Genomic DNA, 16674 nt, shown 5'->3' with positions numbered 1-16674 from the left:
GCCGGCGCGCGGCGCTGTCAATCGCAAGCGCGAAATCCCGGATCGATGTGCGGTCAGGTCCCGGATCGTCGCACGCGGTCACGTCCGTCCCGCTTCGCTGCATAGAGCGCGCGATCCGCAGCCTCGAGCAGCGCCTCGGCGCCCGGAGCCGACTCCAGTTGTTCGAGGCCTGCCACGCCGATGCTCACGGTGGCAGTGCCGAGCAGTTGCGGTTCGCGTTTCGCGAGTTCTTCCGCGACGCGTGCGCGCAGACGCTCCGCGAGCGCATCGACCTCGTCGGCGCCGCGGCCGGCAACCACGACGATGAATTCTTCGCCGCCGATGCGCCCGATCAGGTCGTCGGGGTGCAGGCATTCTCGCATCGCCTCGACGCCGGCAATCAGCACGCCGTCGCCGAACAGATGGCCGTACAGATCGTTGATCTGCTTGAAGTGATCGAAGTCGATCAGCAGCACCGACAGTTCGCGCCCGTCCCGCACGCATTCCTCGATGCGGCTTGCCAACTGCTCGAGTGCGTGACCGCGATTGGCGACACCGGTCATCGAATCGGTGATGGCGGCTCGATGCAGATCGAGTGCCTGGCGTTCGAGCAATTGGTTGGCGTCGCGCAGCGCCGCGCGTTGGCTTTCGATTTCGCCATTCCAGGAAGCCAGAATGCGGTTGTGGCGGCTGACGCTGGCGAAGCGCCACCCCACCAGCGCGAGCAGCAGACACAGCCCCACCAGCGAAACGAAATAGGCATGCCGCAGCAATCGCTGCTTTTCGAGCAGCGCTGCCTTGAGTTCGTTGTCCTTGGCCAGCAGGACGATGCGTTGTTTGGCCTGTTCGTGCTGATGGCGCACTTCGAGCGCGGCCAGTTGCCGGCTGGTGCGAATGCCGAGCAACTCCTCGCGCGCGGTTGTGTACTTGTGTGCGAAGCGCAACGCGCCGGCATCGTCGTGCTCGGCATGTGCCAGCTGCTCTCGCGAAGCATAGGCCTGCGCAAGCTGCGGGCGCAGTTGCGCGGCTTCGAGGCCGGCAATCGCCTCGTCGAGCAAGCCGTGTGCGCGAAGGTAGTCATGGCGAAGCAGCGCAGCATCGGCGAGATGCAGCAACGCTCGGGCGACGATCTCCCTCTGATCGAGCTCGCGGCCGAGCCTGAGCGCTGTTTCGAGTTCGGCAACGGCAGCGTCCACCTGGTGCTGGCCGAGCAGGGCGCGCCCGATTTCCAGATGTTCGAGACCCTGGTGCGGCCGGTCGCCCAGCGCCTCGTCGATGGCCAGCGCCTCCGAGGCTGCGGCCTGCGCGGCGGCGTACTCGCCGACATCGTTGAGCAGGTTGGCGTAGGCGCCCACGACCGGGGCGTAGGCCAGCGGATTGGCATTGCCGGCGGCCGTGTCGAGCGCGCGGCGGAAATAGCTGCGCGCGGCGGTGGTGTCTTCAATCTCGCGGTACAGAAGCGCGATGTTGCGATAGGCGATTTCGACGTGATTGCCGGTTTTCTCGCGCAGTGCTTCGGCTTCGAGCGCCGTATCCAGCGCCTGCGCGAGGCTGCCGCGATCACGGTGGACCGTGGAAAGATCGGTCAGCGCCAACGTGATCCCGGCCGTATCATGATTGGCACGATGCAGGTCGAGCGCACGCTGCTGATGGGCGAGCGCAGCGTCGAGATGGCCGTGCCGGCGGGCGATCACGCCGAGATTGCCCTGGGCAATCGCCTCGTAATTCGAATCGCCGCTGGCACGCGCCAATGTTTCCAATGCTTCGGCCAGGTCCGCGCATCGCGCGTAGTCGCCCCGAGCCAGCGCGATGTTGGCTTGCTGAGCGAGTGCGGTGCCGTAGGTGGAGGTGTCGCCGTCTCGTTGCGCGAGTTCGGCAGCGCGCTTCCACTCGCGATCGGCAGCCGTGATTGCGCCTACGGCCGAGAACGCGTTGGCGGCGATCCAGGCAAGCCTGGCTTCACCGCGGGGCCCCGCGATGCCACGCACGAGCAGTCGATTCGCTGCGGAGGAGAGCGATTCTTCGACGGCCATTGCGGTACGCAGCGCGGCTGCCGCCGCCTGCGCCCTGGGATAGGTGGTTTCGGCCGCGTATGCGCTCGCGCAAATCGAGGCCCACGACAATACGAGGCCCATGCAGGAGCCTCGCATACCGCGCCGGCTGTCTGCATGGCACTTCAGCTTCACTCGACTTTCCCCACCCGGGCAGGTTCGCTGCAATCGGCGTAAATCCCCGAGACCATTCTGCCAAGATCTCGCTGCGCCTGTTCGCTTCGCGCCGACCCCGCGTCGGCCCGTGGGGTAAACTATTGTCACACCCCTCTCGGTATTTCCATGTCACGCCGCAACCCCAAGGTCGGCTTCGTCAGCCTCGGCTGCCCGAAAGCCCTCGTCGATTCAGAACGCATCCTCACCCAATTGCGCGTGGAGGGTTACGACATCGTGCCGAGCTACGATTCGGCCGATATCGTCGTCGTCAACACCTGCGGCTTCATCGACGCTGCGGTAACCGAATCGCTCGACGCGATCGGCGAGGCGCTCGAGGAGAACGGCAAGGTCATCGTGACCGGCTGCCTCGGCAAGCGCGCCGAGCTGATCCGCGAGGCGCATCCTGACGTACTCTCGATCAGCGGCCCTCAGGATTATGCGAGCGTGATGAGCGCGGTCCATGAGGCGCTGCCGCCCAAGCACGATCCGTTTCTGGATCTGGTGCCGCCGCAAGGCATCAAGCTGACCCCTAAGCACTACGCGTATCTGAAGATCTCCGAGGGCTGTAACCACAGATGCACCTTCTGCATCATCCCGTCGATGCGAGGCGACCTCGTGTCGCGACCGGTCGATGAGGTGCTGATCGAGGCCGAGAGGCTGGTCAAGGGCGGCGTGCGCGAGTTGCTGGTCGTCTCGCAGGACACCAGTGCGTATGGCGTCGATGTGAAATACGCATCGCGCGAGTGGCGCGGGCAGTCGTATCAGACGCGCATGAACGGATTGTGTGAAGGCCTCGCCGAACTCGGCGTGTGGACACGCTTACATTACGTGTACCCGTATCCGCACGTCGACGACGTGATACCGCTGATGGCCGACGGCAAGATCCTTCCGTACCTCGATATCCCGTTCCAGCACGCAAGCCCGCGCATCCTCAAGCTGATGAAGCGCCCCGGGGCGGTCGACAAGACCCTGCAGCGGATCCAGAAATGGCGCTCGATGTGCCCCGACCTCACGATCCGCAGCACGTTCATCGTCGGCTTCCCGGGCGAGACCGAGGCCGAGTTCGAGGAGCTGCTGGGCTTCCTGCGTGAAGCGGAGCTCGATCGCGTCGGTGCGTTCGCGTATTCGCCGGTCGATGGTGCGAAGGCGAACGAACTGCCGGATCCGGTGCCGGACGAGGTCCGCGAGGAACGCCTCGAACGCTTCATGGAAGTGCAAGCGGAAATTTCCGCGGCGCGGCTTGGACGCAAGATCGGAACGCGCCAGCAGGTCATCGTCGACGAGGTCGACACCGACGGCGCGGTCGCGCGCTCGAAAGCCGATGCGCCGGAGATCGACGGCATCGTGCGCATCGACGACGGCCAGAAGCTCAAGCCGGGCCAGTTCGTCGAGGTCGAGATCGTCCATGCGGACGAGCACGATCTGATCGCGCGACTCGCTGCCTGATCGGCACGCAGCACGCGAGCCCGCGGTGCGGCGGAGCTGCGGGGGAAGTATTGGCTGCACGAGCACGCCCATGAGCGCACGACTACGCTTCCAGGCACCACCGCGCGCGAGCGCGAGCGCCGAAATCCTCGCGCGGCCGCCGCTGTCCGACTGGCGCGAGTATGCGGCGCTGCTGCAGGACGGCGCGTGGCCCGACTGCGCGGCACTCGAAGCCTGGCGCCGGCAGGCGATCACGCGCGACGGCATCGCGCGGCCGGTGTTCGCCCCGCAGACCGTGGAACTGCTCGCGGATGGCCTGCACTATGAGCAGCGCATCGCCGATCGCGGCATCGTCGCGACGCGCGAGGGCAACTGGCACGATCTGTTCAATGCGCTGGTCTGGCTGCGCCATCCGCACCTGAAACTCGCGCTCAACGCACGGCAAGTCGCCGACATTGCGGAGGTCGGCCCGAAGACGCGTACGCGCGGGCAATGCGCGATGACCCAGTTCGACGAGGCCGGTGCGATCGTCTGGTGTGCCGATCCAGAGCTGATCGCGTTGTGGGATGCGCACGACTGGCCCGGTTTGTTCCTGCGCGAGCGCGCGCTCTGGCGCAGACGCATCGCGGTCACTGTGTTTGGGCACGCGCTGCTCGAACGCCAGTTCCTCGGCGGCGATGCTTTGTCGACAGCCAAGACGATCGCGGTGCAGGTAGAAGCCGAAGAGATCGCGTCGCGCTGCACGGGCGAGGATTCGACGATCGCGCATTGGGATCAAGCCGAGGCGCGGATTGCGATGGCGATTCGCGACGGCGAACTGCTCACCGATCCGCAGCAGCCGCGACCGTTGCCGCTGGTCGGCATTCCGGGCTGGCACGCTGACGGCGCATTGCCGGCGTTCTATCGCGACGCGCCGTGTTTTCGGCCGCTGCGGCACGGTCGCAGTTATCCGCCGCCGTTTGTGCCGGGCGCGCCAGCGCATTAGGCGGCGGCACGCGTGGCGCACGTGCGAAATCGCAGTGCGTTGGCGCGCCGGCGTCCGGGAACTTTGCGCAAGCTTTGCGGTATCTTTCGGTGCGCTTCGGGATCTGGCCTGCCCGGAAAGCGGCCGGTAGCAGTCGGCCGCCTCGTAGGGCAGGCGCCCGGAGGGTCTCCAACTGAGAACAATCAGCCCGTGCGACCTCGGGTCCGTGGGGAATCGTGCATTTCTGGAAAGGTGCATAGACGACGATGATCGAAACCCGACAGATCACCAAGCGCTACGGCGATCTCACTGCCGTGGATCGCATCTGTTTCAGGGTCGAGCCCGGTCAGGTGCTCGGCTTTCTCGGCCCCAACGGCGCCGGCAAATCGACAACGATGAAGATGCTCGCGGGCTTTCTCGCGCCGACTTCGGGCGGTGCGACGGTCGCGGGTTTCGACGTCGAGACGCAGCCGCTCGAAGCGAAGCGCGCGCTCGGTTACCTGCCGGAAGGCGCACCGAGCTACGGCGAGATGAACGTGCGTGAATTCCTCGAGTTCATCGCCGATGTGCGCGAGCTCAAGGGCGATCTGCGCTACAAGCGCCTCGACGACGCGATCGAGCGACTGCATCTGGACCGCGTGCTCGAACAGCCCATCGACACGCTCTCCAAGGGATTCAGGCGCCGCGTCGGACTCGCCGGCGCGATCCTGCACGACCCGAAGGTGCTGATCCTCGACGAGCCGACCGACGGCCTCGACCCGAACCAGAAGCAGGAAGTGCGCACCTTGATCAACTCGATGGCGCGCGACAAGACGATCATCATCTCGACGCATCTGCTCGAGGAAGTCCACGCGGTATGTGATCGCGCGATCATCATCGCGGCCGGACGCATCCTCGCCGATGCGACACCGGCCGAATTGGAGGCGCGCTCGCGCTATCACCAAGCGGTGTCGCTGACCGCCGCGAACCTGCAGGAAGCCAAGGACGCGTTGGCGCGCGTCGCCGACATCGCGGCGATCGAGGTCGATCCGCAGGACAACCGCATCACCGCGTTCCCGAAACCGGGCCGCTCGATCTTCGTCGCGGTCGGGGATGCGTTGAAGGCGCAGGGCGTCACGGTGCGCGAACTCGCGCTGGAGCCGGGCCGTCTCGACGAGGTGTTCCGCACGATCACGCAGGGCGCGGTCGGCAAGGAGGCGCGGACATGAGCTTCCTCTCGGTTCTCCCGATACTCGCGCAACCTTCCCATCCGTTCGTGCTGAGGTGTCGAAGCATGAATGGACGTGACGCGGTCGTGGGTTCGCCCTTCGATACCTCAGGGCGAACGGTCTTCGCGAATCCGCTCATGTTTCTTGCCGGCAAGGAGGACCGGACATGAGCGGTACGTTGACCATCTTCAGGCGCGAACTGCGCAGCTACTTCGCGACGCCGGTCGCGTATGTGTTCATCGTGATCTTCCTGCTGCTGTCGGGTGCGTTCACGTTCTATCTCGGGAACTTCTACGAGCGCGGCCAGGCCGACCTGCAGCCGTTCTTCAATTTCCATCCGTGGCTGTACCTGTTCCTGGTGCCTGCGGTGTCGATGCGGCTGTGGGCCGAGGAGCGCAAGAGCGGAACGGTCGAGTTGCTGCTGACCTTGCCCGTGACGATGTGGCAGGCGGTGTTCGGCAAGTTCCTCGCCGCGTGGGCGTTCATCGCGATCGCGCTGGTGCTGACGTTCCCGATCTGGCTGACCGTCAACTATCTCGGCGACCCGGACAACGGCGTGATCTTCGCGAGTTATCTCGGCTCGCTGCTGATGGCCGGCGCGTTCCTCGCGATCGGTTCGTGCATCTCGGCCTCGACGCGCAACCAGGTCGTCGCGTTCATCCTGACCGTGGTCACCTGCTTCCTGCTGCTGCTCGCCGGCTTTCCGCTGGTGCTCGACTCCTTCCGCGCGGTTGCGCCGCAGGGCGTGGTCGACGCGATCGCAGGCCTGAGTTTCCTCACGCATTTCGCGTCGATCAGCAAGGGCGTGATCGACCTGCGTGACCTGATCTATTTCGTGCTGATGATCGGCGTCTGGCTGTACGCAACGGCGGTCGTCATCGACATGAAGAAAGCGGCCTGAGGAGGGATCCGACGATGACATTCAATCGCAAGGCGCTTTCCGGAACCGCACTGATCGTGCTGGCCGTGCTGTTCGTCACGGTGATGCTGCTCGTGAACGTCGTGTTCCGCGGTGCGCGGGCCGACCTCACGCAGAGCCATCTGTACACGCTGTCCGACGGCACCAGGAACATCATCAAATCGATCGACGAGCCGATCAACCTGTACCTGTTCTATTCCGACAAGGCCACGCAGGACCTGCCGCAGTTGCGCACCTACTTCACGCGCGTTCGCGAGATGCTGCAGGAAATGGCCTCGCGCTCGGGCGGCAAGCTCAAGCTGCAGGTGATCGACCCGTTGCCGTTCTCCGAGGACGAGGACCGCGCGACGAGCTTCGGCCTGCAGTCGGTGCCTGTATCGGCCGCCGGCGACAAGGTGTTCTTCGGCCTCGCCGGCACCAATTCGACGAACGGGCAGGCGGTGATTCCGTTCCTGCAGCCGGACAAGGAATCGTTCCTCGAATACGACGTCGCGAAGCTGATCCACGAACTGGAGACGCCGAAGAAGCCGGTCGTCGGCCTGTTGTCGAGCCTGCCGATCGCGGCCGGTTTCGATCCGGCGACGCGGCAGATGCGCCAGCCTTGGGCGATCGACCAGCAGTGGGCGCAGCTGTTCGACATGCGCCAGGTCGATGCGGCGACGCTGAAAGCGGTCGACAAGGACATCGGCGTGCTCGTGGTCGTGCATCCGAAGAATCTCAGCGACGATGCACAGTACGCGATCGACCAGTTCGTGTTGCGTGGTGGCCACCTGCTCGCGTTCGTCGATCCGAGCGCGGAGCTGGACGACAGCGGCGCCGATCCGAACAATCCGATGGCCGCGATGATGGCCGACAAGTCCTCGGACCTGCCCAAGTTGTTCAAGGCCTGGGGCATCGAGTACGACCCGCACAAGGTCGTGCTCGACCGCGCGCGAGCGTTGCCGATCAGCCTCGGCGAAGGCCAGCCGCCGGTGCGCCACCCGGGCATCCTCGGCCTGACCCAGGCCGACCTCAACCATGACGACGTGGTCACCGCGAACCTCGACAGCATCAACGTGTCGTCCGCGGGCTTCTTCGAATTGTCGAAGGATGCGAAGGACGAGAAGCTGATCCCGTTGATTCAGACTACGTCCGATGCGGAGAGCGTGCCGAGCGACCGCCCGCGCATGCTCGCCGATCCGAGCGCGCTGCTTGAAGGCTACAAGCCGGCCGGCACGCCGTTCGTGATCGCGGCGCGGCTGACCGGCAAGTTCAAGACCGCATTCCCGGAGCGCAAGGACGCCGGTTCGCTGGCCGAATCGAAGGGCGAGGGGCAGGTCGTGCTGGTCGCCGACACCGATCTCCTCAGCGACCGCCTGTGGGTGCAGATCCGGCCGTTCTTCGGCCAGCAGATCATGAATGCGTTCGCCAACAACGGTGATTTCGCGGTCAATGCGCTGGACAACATGGCCGGTTCCAGCGACCTGATCTCGATCCGCGGCCGCGCGACCTCGCAGCGTCCGTTCACCACGGTCGAGGCGCTCAAGCGCAGCGCCGACGCACGCTTCCGCGCGAAGGAGCAGGAGTTGCAGAAGGAACTCTCCGATACCGAGCGCAAGCTGACCGAACTGCAGAGCGCGAAGAGCAAGGACCAGGCGCAGATCCTGTCGCCGGAGCAGAAGGCCGAGCTCGACAATTTCCTCAAGCGCAAGCTCGAGATCCGCAAGGAGCTGCGCCAGGTGCGCCGCCAGCTCGATGCCGAGATCGAGTCGCTCGGAACCCGTCTGAAGATCGTCAACATCGCGCTGATGCCGATCCTGGTCACGCTGGCCGCGCTTGCATTTGCGTGGTGGCGCAACCAGCGTCGGCGCCATGCGCAAGGAGCCCGCGCATGAACAAGAAAACCCTGATCGGACTCGGTGTCGCCGCGCTCGTCGCACTGGTCGCGGCGGTCGTGCTCAACCAGACGAACAAGCCGCGCAGCGAGAACGCGGGCGAGAAGACCGCCTGGCTCGCACCGGAGCTGCGCGACCACGTCAATGATGTCAGCAAGATCGTCGTGACCGGTGCCGACAACAAGGTGCTGGCGACGCTCGAACGCGGCGCAAATGGCTGGGGTCTCGCGGAGAAGGGCGGCTATGCGGCTGACACCGGCAAGCTGCGCGAATTCCTGCTCAAGCTGGCGGACGCAAAGCTGCTCGAACAGAAGACCGCGAACAAGGACAAATACGCGGCACTCGGTGTCGAGGACGTCGCGACGAAGGACGCGAAGGGCCTGCAGGTCGAACTCGACGGATTCGCACAACCGCTGAAGCTGATCGTCGGCAGCACGAACCCGCGTGGCGCCGGCACGTTCGTGCGCCGTGCCGGCGATGCGCAGAGCTGGCTTGCCTCGGGTACGCTGACCGTCGAGAAGAGCGCGGCCGACTGGTTGAAGAAGGATCTCGTCGACATCGCGGCGAACCGCATCGCGTCGGCCACGATCGCGCATGCGGATGGCAAGAGCGTGCGCGTCGCCAAAGACGCCGAAGGCGATGCCAACTTCAAGGTCGCCGATATCCCGAAAGGCCGCGAGGCCGGCTCGGAATTCTCCGCGAACGGTCTCGCGTCCACGTTGGGCGGCATGCGGTTCGACGACGTCGTGCCGGCGAAGGACGCCACTGCCGGCGACAAGGCGCTGAAGGCGCGCTATGCGACGTTCGATGGTCTGGTCGTCGATGTGACCGTGTGGGAAAGGGATGGCAAGGACGAGGCACAGTTCGTCGCCTCGCTCGACGCGGCGCGGGCCGACAAGGGCATTGCCGTCGCGCAGGCGAAGGCGAAGGCTGAGTTCGAGACCGCCGCTGCCGCCGCGGCGTCCGCGAAGAAGGATGACAAGAGTATCGCCGAAGCGCCGGTCAAGCCGCTCGCGGTCAGCGATCCGGTCAAGGATCGCGAGGATCGACTCGCGTCGTTGAACAAGGAAGTCGCCGACCTCAACGCGCACTTCAACGGCTGGACCTTTGTGCTGCCCGCGTACAAGTACGCGAATATCGACAAGTCGATCGACGATCTGTTGAAGCCGCTCGAGGAGAAGAAACCGGCTGAGGGAGCGAAGAACGCGGCAACCAGGAAAACGACCAAGGCCGGTCAATAGAGGTGTTGAGATTCCCTCTCCCCAACGGTTCCATCGTTGGGGGGAGAGGGCCCCAGATCCTGCCACGACGATGAAGTCATCAACGTTTCCGATGCTCGCCGCTGCGCTGGCCGGCGCGACCGCGGTCGCGCTCGGTGCATTCGGTGCGCATGCGCTGCTCGGCGTGCTCGACGAACGTGCGCTCGTGACCTGGCACACCGCCGTCGATTACCAGTTCTGGCATGCGCTGGCGCTGCTTGCGGTCGGTGTGCTCGCGTGCTTCCGCATCACGACGGCACTGCGTGTCGCGACGCTCGCGTTCGTCGTCGGCATCGTTCTGTTCTGCGGCAGCTTGTACGCACTCGCATTGGGTGCCCCGCGCTGGATTGGCGCGGTCACGCCGCTCGGTGGCATCGCCCTCATCATCGGCTGGCTTGCGCTTGCCGTGCACGCAGGGCGCGATGCTGCGCCGCAATGACGATTTTCCTTCCGGGGTTGTGACACCGGTCGCATAATCGCGCGACTCGAACAGACGTTCGTTTTCGTTGCGGAGTGTTATCCACCCGGAGGAAAACCATGTCGCGCACGCTCTTCGCGCGCCGCTGCGGCGCCGCGCTGTCCTCGCTTTCGCTGACTGTTTCGCTCGCCCTCGTATCGACTGCGCCAGTCGTCGCGCAGACTCTCCCAGCCCCCGGCCTGACCGCATCGGGCAAGATCTCCTACGATGCCCGTGGCATGCCGACCATCCAGGCCTCCAGCGACAACGACGTCGCATTCCTGCAGGGCTATGCGCACGCGCAATACCGCTTCTTCGAGATGGATCTGACGAGACGCCAAGTCAGCGGAACCCTGGCCGCGCTGGTCGGTCCGTCACAGCTCGGCAACGACGTGCAGGCGCGCACACTCGGCCTGCGCCGTGCGGCCGAGAAGAGCTGGGCCGCGATGTCCGATGACACGCGCGGATGGCTGGCCGCCTATGCGGCCGGTGTGAACGACTGGCTGGCGACGAATCCGTTGCCGCCCGAATACGGCGTTCTGGACATCACCAAGGCCGATGCGTGGACGCCGGTCGATTCGGTTGCGGTCGGCAAGGGACTCGCGTTCCAGCTCTCGTTCGATCTCGACATCGGCCCGACACTGCGACTCGGTGCGTACCAGAAGGCCGGCGCCGCGGCCGGTTTCGACGGCACCAAACTGTTCTTCGGCGACGTGCGCCGTTCCGCTCCCGCTGACAATCGCGTCACCGTGCCGGGTTTCCAGCCTGGCGGCGTGGTGACGACGCAGGCGCTTGCGAAGAGCGCCCCTGCAACGATGCCCGGCCGCATCGATCCTGTCACGCTGAAACTGGCGAGCGCCTACCGTGACAAGGTGCAAGGCAACCCGCTGCTCGCGAAGGCGCTGGCCGGCCGCGACACGCCGATCGGCAGCAACGAATGGGTGGTCAGCGGCGCGTTGACCGCGTCGGGCAAACCGATCCTTTCCAACGACCCTCACCTGAGCCTCTCCCTGCCGCCGGTGTTCACCGAGCAGCATCTGTACTCCACCGACAGCCGTTATGCCTCGCCGTTGGACGTCACCGGCGTGACCGTGCCCGGCGCGCCCGGCGTGATCCAGGGCTGCAACCAGCGCGTGTGCTGGGGCACGACAACCAACTCGCTCGACGTCACCGACGTGTTCCAGGAAACCCTCGCATTCGACAGCTATGGCCTGCCGGTCGCGATCGTGCATGACGGCGTACAGGAACCGGTGCAGTGGGTATTCCAGAGCTTCTACGTGAACCAACTCGACGGCACGCCGGACCATGTCGTGCGCGACAACTCGATCGGCTACACGAACGGCGCGATCACCGTGATCATCCCGCGTCGCAACGACGGCCCGTTGGTGCAGATCGATGCGGCCAGCGGCAAGGGCCTGTCGATCGCGTATACGGGTTGGGGCCCGACGCAGGAGATCGAGTCGTTCCGCCGCATCAACCGCGCGGCGAACCTGAGCGACTTCCAGACCGCACTCACGTATTTCGATTTCGGCTCGCAGAACTTCGCGTACGCCGACGTCGACGGCAACATCGCCTACTTCACCAGCGCCGAGGCGCCGATCCGCACCGACCTGCAGACGCAGAATGCACCGGGCGGCGGCATTCCGCCGTTCCTGATCCGCGACGGTTCCGGCGCACTCCAGCACGACTGGCTGCCAGTGCAGAACCCACAGCCGAACCAGGCGACGCCGTTCGAGATCCTGCGAGCCGACGAGATGCCGTTCGTGATCAACCCGTCGCAAGGCTATTTCGCGAACGCGAACAACGATCCGATCGGCTTCTCGCTCGGCAACAATCCGCTCGGCATGCATCGCCAGGGCGGCGGCATCTACTACCTCGACTGGGGCGGCGCGGACGCGTTCCGCATGGGCCGCATAGACCGCGTGATCCAGGGTTACATCGCGAGTGGACACAAGATCACAGTGGCCGACATGCAGGCTTTGCAGGCGAACACGCAGGCGCTCGATGCGGAGCTCGTGTTGCCGTACCTGCTCGCCGCCTACGGCAACGCGACGGCGGGCGGCGCATGGCAACCGTTGGCCGCGCTCGCCACCGACCCGCGCATCGGCGCCGCGATCACGCGCCTGCAAGCCTGGGACTTCTCGACACCGACCGGCATCCAGCAGGGCTACGATCCCGGCGACAACCCGCTCGCGCTGCCCACGCCGACCCAGGCCGAAGCCGACGCCAGCGTCGCCGCGACCCTGTGGGCGATGTGGCGCAGCTATGCATTGCAGAACACGATCGACGCGAGCCTGACCAAGGTGGGTCTGCAGAACTACCTGCCCGGTGACAGCGACGCGTTCACCGGCTTCAAGTTCATGCTCGACAATTTCACCGGGCTGCAGGGCAAGGGTGCATCGGGCATCGCATTCTTCCATCCGGCCAGCGTGCCGGCGGGTGCACCGAACGCGGCGGCCGCGCGCGACTACGTGCTTTTGTCCAGCCTCGGGCAGGCGCTCGACCGACTCGCGAGCACCGCGCTGACTCCCGCATTTGGTGGCTCGACGAACCTCGCTGACTACCGCTGGGGCCAGTTGCACCGCATCGTGTTCGACCATCCGCTCGGCGGCCCGTTCAGCATCCCGGGACAGAACGGCGCGACCAGTCCGTACGGCTACATGGATCTCGCGTCAGGTCTGCCGGGGATGGCGCGCGGTGGCGCCTGGCAGACCGTCAACGTCGGCGACCATGGCCTGCGAGCGATCGGCGCGAACGACTTCATGTTCGGGTCCGGTTCGGCGCGGCGCTTCGTTGGCGAGATGCTGCCGGCGATCGCCGCGAACGAGGTGATCCCCGGCGGCAATTCCGCGGTGATCGGCAGCCCGTTCTATGCGGACCAGCTGCCGCTGTGGCTGACCAACCAGTACCACGCGTTGCCGATCGCGGCATCGGTGGCGATCTCGCAGAGCGGATCGACGCTGACCTTCACACCGCAATAAAATCGACTCCCTCTCCCCCAACGTCTTCATGTTGGGGGAGAGGGTTGGGGTGAGGGGGCGGGGCAACATCGATGTATGGCATCGATGGGCCGTGCGCTTCTCAGGGGCGCCGGAGCGCCTTTCGCGGCGAATGCCAACACCAGTGCCAGGGCTCGTACGCAATCCCGTGCGGGTTCCCGCGCGGATACGAAAGCGCGAAGCCGAACCGCCGCGCGTGTTCGCGCAGCCACGCGAATGCGGGCGAGTGCTCGAATTCCTCCTCGAGCGCCGCGTAACCGGGCGCGGTCAGGTCGAGCGCTCGGCCGCTGTGATGCTCGCTGTAGCCAGGCGCCGCGCTGACACGCAGGATTTCGACGATCGACTGGCCGCGCTCGAGCTTGCGCTTGAGGATGCCGAGCTGGTACTCGGCCGAACGGAACGCGGAAACCAGTTGCAACTCGATGCCGGATGCGATGGCTGCCGTGTGCATGCGCGCAAATGCGCGCGCCGCGCGCGGCGTCAGCCACTGCGCTCGATCATGGACGTCGCGGCCGATGTATGCGAGTTCGCGCGGCTCGCGAACCGCGCGCACGTTGCGTGAGCGGGCATAGTCGGCCGGCACGCCGAGCGCGCGTGTTTCGCGCAGGATCGTGTGGAGCGCAAGCGCGTCGCAGCGGCGGGGCGGCTCGGGCAATGCTTCGTTCACGCATCGGCCTTCTGGCAGCAACGAACGATCGCCCTATGTCCGCTCACGAACCCGGTACCGCCAGCGGTTTGACGTAGAAGCCGGCGATCAAGCCGTCACTGCCGCAGGCAACCTGCGCATACAGGTTCGCTCTCTCGAAGATCAATGGGATCGTGATCGCGACATAGCCTTCGTTCTCGGACGCATGCGATTGCCCGCGCGCCTGCAGCGCGCCGAACTGCGCCAGCGATTCCCAGGCCTGTTTGAACTTTGGTACGGGCAGCGCCGAGCGCATCTTCGCATCGAAGTCCTTCGTTGCGGCTGCATAGTCGCCTTTCTCTGCGGCATCGAGCAGGCTCGTCGCGTTCGTTTCGCAACCGGCGGCGAGGCGTTGCCGGGCGGCATCCGGCGGGGCCAGGGGCGTCGGCCGCGGTGCCGGTGCGGCGGTACCTCCGGGAGCCGCGCCGGCGGGCGGCGCCCGGTCGTGGGCGGCGGATGTGTTCGAGTCGACGTCCTTTGCACGCGCCATGGCGTCTACGTCAACGTTCTCGGAAGCGGCCGCGTTCTTTTCGGTCGGCGGCACGGATTCCGGTGGAGGCGCCGCGTGGGCAAGCGAAACACCAGCGACGAGCGCCAGGGCAAGCAGACGAATCGACATAAGACGACCTCCAGGTGCGTGAACATTGGGTGCCGCGAGGCACGCTAGCACGGGAATCTGTATTTGCGCTGAGCGGGCGCTGCCGTCATGGTCAGGTGATCGCAGGCGCTACCACGTGCAGCCCGAGGTCCGCACAAAAATGCGCGAGCATCGCGTGCTCCAGGCCGCGTTTCCAGTACAGCGCGCCGAACACCAGTCCGGCGAATGCTTTGTAGCTGACCACGCGCGCGATGACCGCAACAGTCAGCGGGCCCAGCTGCGCGGCCAGCGGCAGGTGACCGACGCCGAACAGCAGCGCAGCGAGCACGATCGCCGCGAGCATCGTCCAGGTGCGCGGTACGCCGGCCGTGATGCGTGCGAGCAGCCAGGCGATGCAGCCCATCGCGAATACGCGCAGGCCGGTCTCCTCGACGATCGCGCCGTAGGGCGAGGCGAGCAGCCCCCTCCACGGAGCTGGATCGCGTGCAGCGACGGCAGGACGATCGAGCGGAGTACCGAACAGCGCGATCGCGCCCAGGATAGCTCCGGCGCAGAGCGCACCCAGCAGCGCCGCGAGCAGCCAGTTCGATGCGTGAGGCCGCGGGCGTCCGTACAACCACGCGCCGAGCCATCCGGCCTCCAGGCCGAGCGGCGCTCCGAGCTTCAAGCCGGCCCAGGCGAGCAGGAAATAGATCACCCCGCTCTGCAGCGATTGCAAGGCGATGACGGCGGCTGGCGGCAATCCGTACGCTGCCGCCGCCAGCGTGAGCGCGCCGGGCTTGAGTGCGAGCAGGTAGGGGAACAGTGCCGCGGTGGCGAGCACGGCGGCGGCGCCGAGCAGCAGGGCGATGCGCAACTGCGGCGGGAAGCGGTTCATCGGGAATCGTCTCCGCCGTCGTCCGTCTCGTCGGCCGGCGGTTTCAACCGGCCCGCTGCGCGCAGCGCGTCGCGCAGCACGTATTCGATCTGCGCGTTGAGCGAACGCAGTTCGTCGTTCGACCAGCGCTGCATCGCATCGAGCACCGGTGCGCTGATGCGCAGCGGATAGGCTTTCTTCTCGGCCATCTCAGCCGGTGTAGAGCGTGCCAGTGTTCACGACGGGCTGCGTACCGCGCTCGCCGCAGAGCACGACCAGCAGGTTGCTGACCATCGCCGCGCGGCGCTCATTGTCGAGATCGACGACGCCGCGCTTGCCGAGTTCGCCGAGCGCCATCTCGACCATGCTGACCGCGCCCTCGACGATGCGCGTGCGCGCCGCGATGATCGCGCCGGCCTGCTGGCGCTGCAGCATCGCCTGCGCGATCTCCTGCGCATAGGCCAGATGGCTGATGCGCGCCTCGGTCACCTTGACACCGGCCTTGCCGAGGCGCTGCTGGATCTCGTTGGCGAGGTGGCTGTTGATCACGTCGCCATGGCTGCGCAGCGAGGGCTTGCCGTCGTCGTGCGCGTCGTAGGGATAGCTCTGCGCCATCTGGCGCAGCGCGGATTCGGACTGGATCTGTACGAAGTTCTCGTAGTCGTCCACGCAGAACACCGCCTCGGCGGTGTCGACGACCTGCCAGACCACGATCGCGGCGATCTCGATCGGGTTGCCGTCGCTGTCGTTGACCTTGAGTTTGCCGGATTCGAAGTTGCGCACGCGCAGGCTGATCGGGCGTTTCGCATAGAACGGGTTGGTCCAGCGCAGGCCCGCATCGCGCACGGTGCCGGCATAGCGGCCGAACAGCTGCGCGACCTGGCCCTGGTTCGGCTGAACCTGGAAGAAGCCCTTGCTGAGGAAGCCGAGCAGGGCGAACACGAGGCCGATCGGGATGATCTGTGCAGGTCCTGCTTCGGACGGGGTCGCCAGTGTCGTCACCAGCCACCAGCCGGTCAGCAGCCAGCCGGCGATCAGGATCAGGACGACCGGAATGCCGGCCAGCGAAAACGCGTTGCGCTCGTTCATGGATCGGATCTCCCGTGTCAATGGAGATACGATATCACAAAGATATCATTTTGCTAGTCGGCCCTCGGTAGGCGTCGGCCCAGCTGTTCACGTGATCGGATGCGACCAGCAACCCGAACCGTTACGGGGAGCTGCTCCCGGTAATGACCGGGTTT

General features: G+C 65.8%; 14 protein-coding genes. 8 read left to right on the top strand and 6 right to left on the bottom strand.

The features are described from left to right. Positions 1 to 53 precede the first annotated feature (53 nt). On the bottom strand, positions 54 to 2114 hold the full coding sequence (locus ABD002_RS00595; protein ID WP_343786062.1) for a diguanylate cyclase: 2061 nt from the start codon (positions 2112 to 2114) through the stop codon (positions 54 to 56). Between the two features lie 198 nt (positions 2115 to 2312). Here ABD002_RS00595 and rimO point away from each other — a divergent pair, with 198 nt between their 5' ends. The 8 genes from rimO to ABD002_RS00555 all read left to right on the top strand — a co-directional run bounded on the left by rimO (position 2313) and on the right by ABD002_RS00555 (position 13273). After that, positions 2313 to 3632, top strand: coding sequence for a 30S ribosomal protein S12 methylthiotransferase RimO (gene rimO, locus ABD002_RS00590; RefSeq protein ID WP_343786060.1), 1320 nt, complete (start codon positions 2313 to 2315; stop codon positions 3630 to 3632). 70 nt (positions 3633 to 3702) lie between these two features. Continuing rightward, on the top strand, positions 3703 to 4596 hold the full coding sequence (locus tag ABD002_RS00585) for a DUF3025 domain-containing protein (RefSeq protein WP_343786058.1): 894 nt from the start codon (positions 3703 to 3705) through the stop codon (positions 4594 to 4596). Between the two features lie 245 nt (positions 4597 to 4841). Beyond that, a complete protein-coding gene (locus tag ABD002_RS00580) occupies positions 4842 to 5783 on the top strand; it encodes an ABC transporter ATP-binding protein (protein WP_343786055.1) in 942 nt (313 codons plus the stop codon). Positions 5784 to 5949: 166 nt separating this feature from the next. Further along, complete coding sequence (locus ABD002_RS00575) at positions 5950 to 6684, top strand: ABC transporter permease subunit (RefSeq protein WP_343786053.1); 735 nt, start codon at positions 5950 to 5952, stop codon at positions 6682 to 6684. Positions 6685 to 6698: 14 nt separating this feature from the next. Continuing rightward, positions 6699 to 8576 carry a Gldg family protein gene (locus ABD002_RS00570; protein ID WP_343786051.1) on the top strand — a complete coding sequence of 626 codons (1878 nt, stop codon included), beginning with the start codon at positions 6699 to 6701 and terminating at the stop codon, positions 8574 to 8576. Continuing rightward, complete coding sequence (locus ABD002_RS00565) at positions 8573 to 9817, top strand: DUF4340 domain-containing protein (RefSeq protein ID WP_343786049.1); 1245 nt, start codon at positions 8573 to 8575, stop codon at positions 9815 to 9817. The genes ABD002_RS00570 and ABD002_RS00565 overlap by 4 nt, the downstream gene beginning before the upstream one ends. Positions 9818 to 9887: 70 nt before the next feature. Next, positions 9888 to 10274, top strand: a complete 387-nt coding sequence (locus tag ABD002_RS00560; protein WP_343786047.1) for a DUF423 domain-containing protein — start codon at positions 9888 to 9890, stop codon at positions 10272 to 10274. Between the two features lie 98 nt (positions 10275 to 10372). Then, positions 10373 to 13273 (top strand): penicillin acylase family protein, encoded by a 2901-nt coding sequence (locus tag ABD002_RS00555; protein WP_343786045.1) that lies wholly within the window; start codon positions 10373 to 10375, stop codon positions 13271 to 13273. A 100-nt stretch (positions 13274 to 13373) separates the two neighbouring features. Here ABD002_RS00555 and ABD002_RS00550 read toward each other — a convergent pair whose 3' ends face one another. From ABD002_RS00550 to ABD002_RS00530, 5 genes are all read right to left on the bottom strand, one after another. After that, positions 13374 to 13958, bottom strand: a complete 585-nt coding sequence (locus ABD002_RS00550; protein WP_343786043.1) for a M15 family metallopeptidase — start codon at positions 13956 to 13958, stop codon at positions 13374 to 13376. Positions 13959 to 14001: 43 nt separating this feature from the next. Then, complete coding sequence (locus ABD002_RS00545) at positions 14002 to 14595, bottom strand: DUF3887 domain-containing protein (RefSeq protein WP_343786041.1); 594 nt, start codon at positions 14593 to 14595, stop codon at positions 14002 to 14004. 91 nt (positions 14596 to 14686) lie between these two features. Then, on the bottom strand, positions 14687 to 15451 hold the full coding sequence (locus ABD002_RS00540; protein WP_343786039.1) for a CPBP family glutamic-type intramembrane protease: 765 nt from the start codon (positions 15449 to 15451) through the stop codon (positions 14687 to 14689). Then, positions 15448 to 15639 carry a type II toxin-antitoxin system antitoxin gene (locus ABD002_RS00535; RefSeq protein ID WP_343786037.1) on the bottom strand — a complete coding sequence of 64 codons (192 nt, stop codon included), beginning with the start codon at positions 15637 to 15639 and terminating at the stop codon, positions 15448 to 15450. The genes ABD002_RS00540 and ABD002_RS00535 overlap by 4 nt, the downstream gene beginning before the upstream one ends. 1 nt (position 15640) lies before the next feature. After that, entirely contained in the window at positions 15641 to 16519 is an 879-nt protein-coding gene (locus ABD002_RS00530) for an SPFH domain-containing protein (protein WP_343786035.1), read from the bottom strand. Positions 16520 to 16674 lie beyond the last annotated feature (155 nt).

It is taken from the genome of Dokdonella soli, from assembly GCF_039523175.1.
Taxonomy (GTDB): Bacteria; Pseudomonadota; Gammaproteobacteria; order Xanthomonadales; family Rhodanobacteraceae; genus Dokdonella_A; species Dokdonella_A soli.
The sequence above is the reverse complement of the archived record's forward strand: the minus strand, read 5'-3'. Positions and strand labels throughout refer to the sequence as shown.

Excerpts from the sequence above, each read along its gene's own strand:
- ABD002_RS00595 (WP_343786062.1), bottom strand. The coding sequence starts at position 2,114 with ATGGGCCTCGTATTGTCGTGGGCCTCGATTTGCGCGAGCGCATACGCG.
- rimO (WP_343786060.1), top strand. The coding sequence starts at position 2,313 with ATGTCACGCCGCAACCCCAAGGTCGGCTTCGTCAGCCTCGGCTGCCCG.
- ABD002_RS00585 (WP_343786058.1), top strand. The coding sequence starts at position 3,703 with ATGAGCGCACGACTACGCTTCCAGGCACCACCGCGCGCGAGCGCGAGC.
- ABD002_RS00580 (WP_343786055.1), top strand. The coding sequence starts at position 4,842 with ATGATCGAAACCCGACAGATCACCAAGCGCTACGGCGATCTCACTGCC.
- ABD002_RS00575 (WP_343786053.1), top strand. The coding sequence starts at position 5,950 with ATGAGCGGTACGTTGACCATCTTCAGGCGCGAACTGCGCAGCTACTTC.
- ABD002_RS00570 (WP_343786051.1), top strand. The coding sequence starts at position 6,699 with ATGACATTCAATCGCAAGGCGCTTTCCGGAACCGCACTGATCGTGCTG.
- ABD002_RS00565 (WP_343786049.1), top strand. The coding sequence starts at position 8,573 with ATGAACAAGAAAACCCTGATCGGACTCGGTGTCGCCGCGCTCGTCGCA.
- ABD002_RS00560 (WP_343786047.1), top strand. The coding sequence starts at position 9,888 with ATGAAGTCATCAACGTTTCCGATGCTCGCCGCTGCGCTGGCCGGCGCG.
- ABD002_RS00555 (WP_343786045.1), top strand. The coding sequence starts at position 10,373 with ATGTCGCGCACGCTCTTCGCGCGCCGCTGCGGCGCCGCGCTGTCCTCG.
- ABD002_RS00545 (WP_343786041.1), bottom strand. The coding sequence starts at position 14,595 with ATGTCGATTCGTCTGCTTGCCCTGGCGCTCGTCGCTGGTGTTTCGCTT.
- ABD002_RS00540 (WP_343786039.1), bottom strand. The coding sequence starts at position 15,451 with ATGAACCGCTTCCCGCCGCAGTTGCGCATCGCCCTGCTGCTCGGCGCC.
- ABD002_RS00535 (WP_343786037.1), bottom strand. The coding sequence starts at position 15,639 with ATGGCCGAGAAGAAAGCCTATCCGCTGCGCATCAGCGCACCGGTGCTC.
- ABD002_RS00530 (WP_343786035.1), bottom strand. The coding sequence starts at position 16,519 with ATGAACGAGCGCAACGCGTTTTCGCTGGCCGGCATTCCGGTCGTCCTG.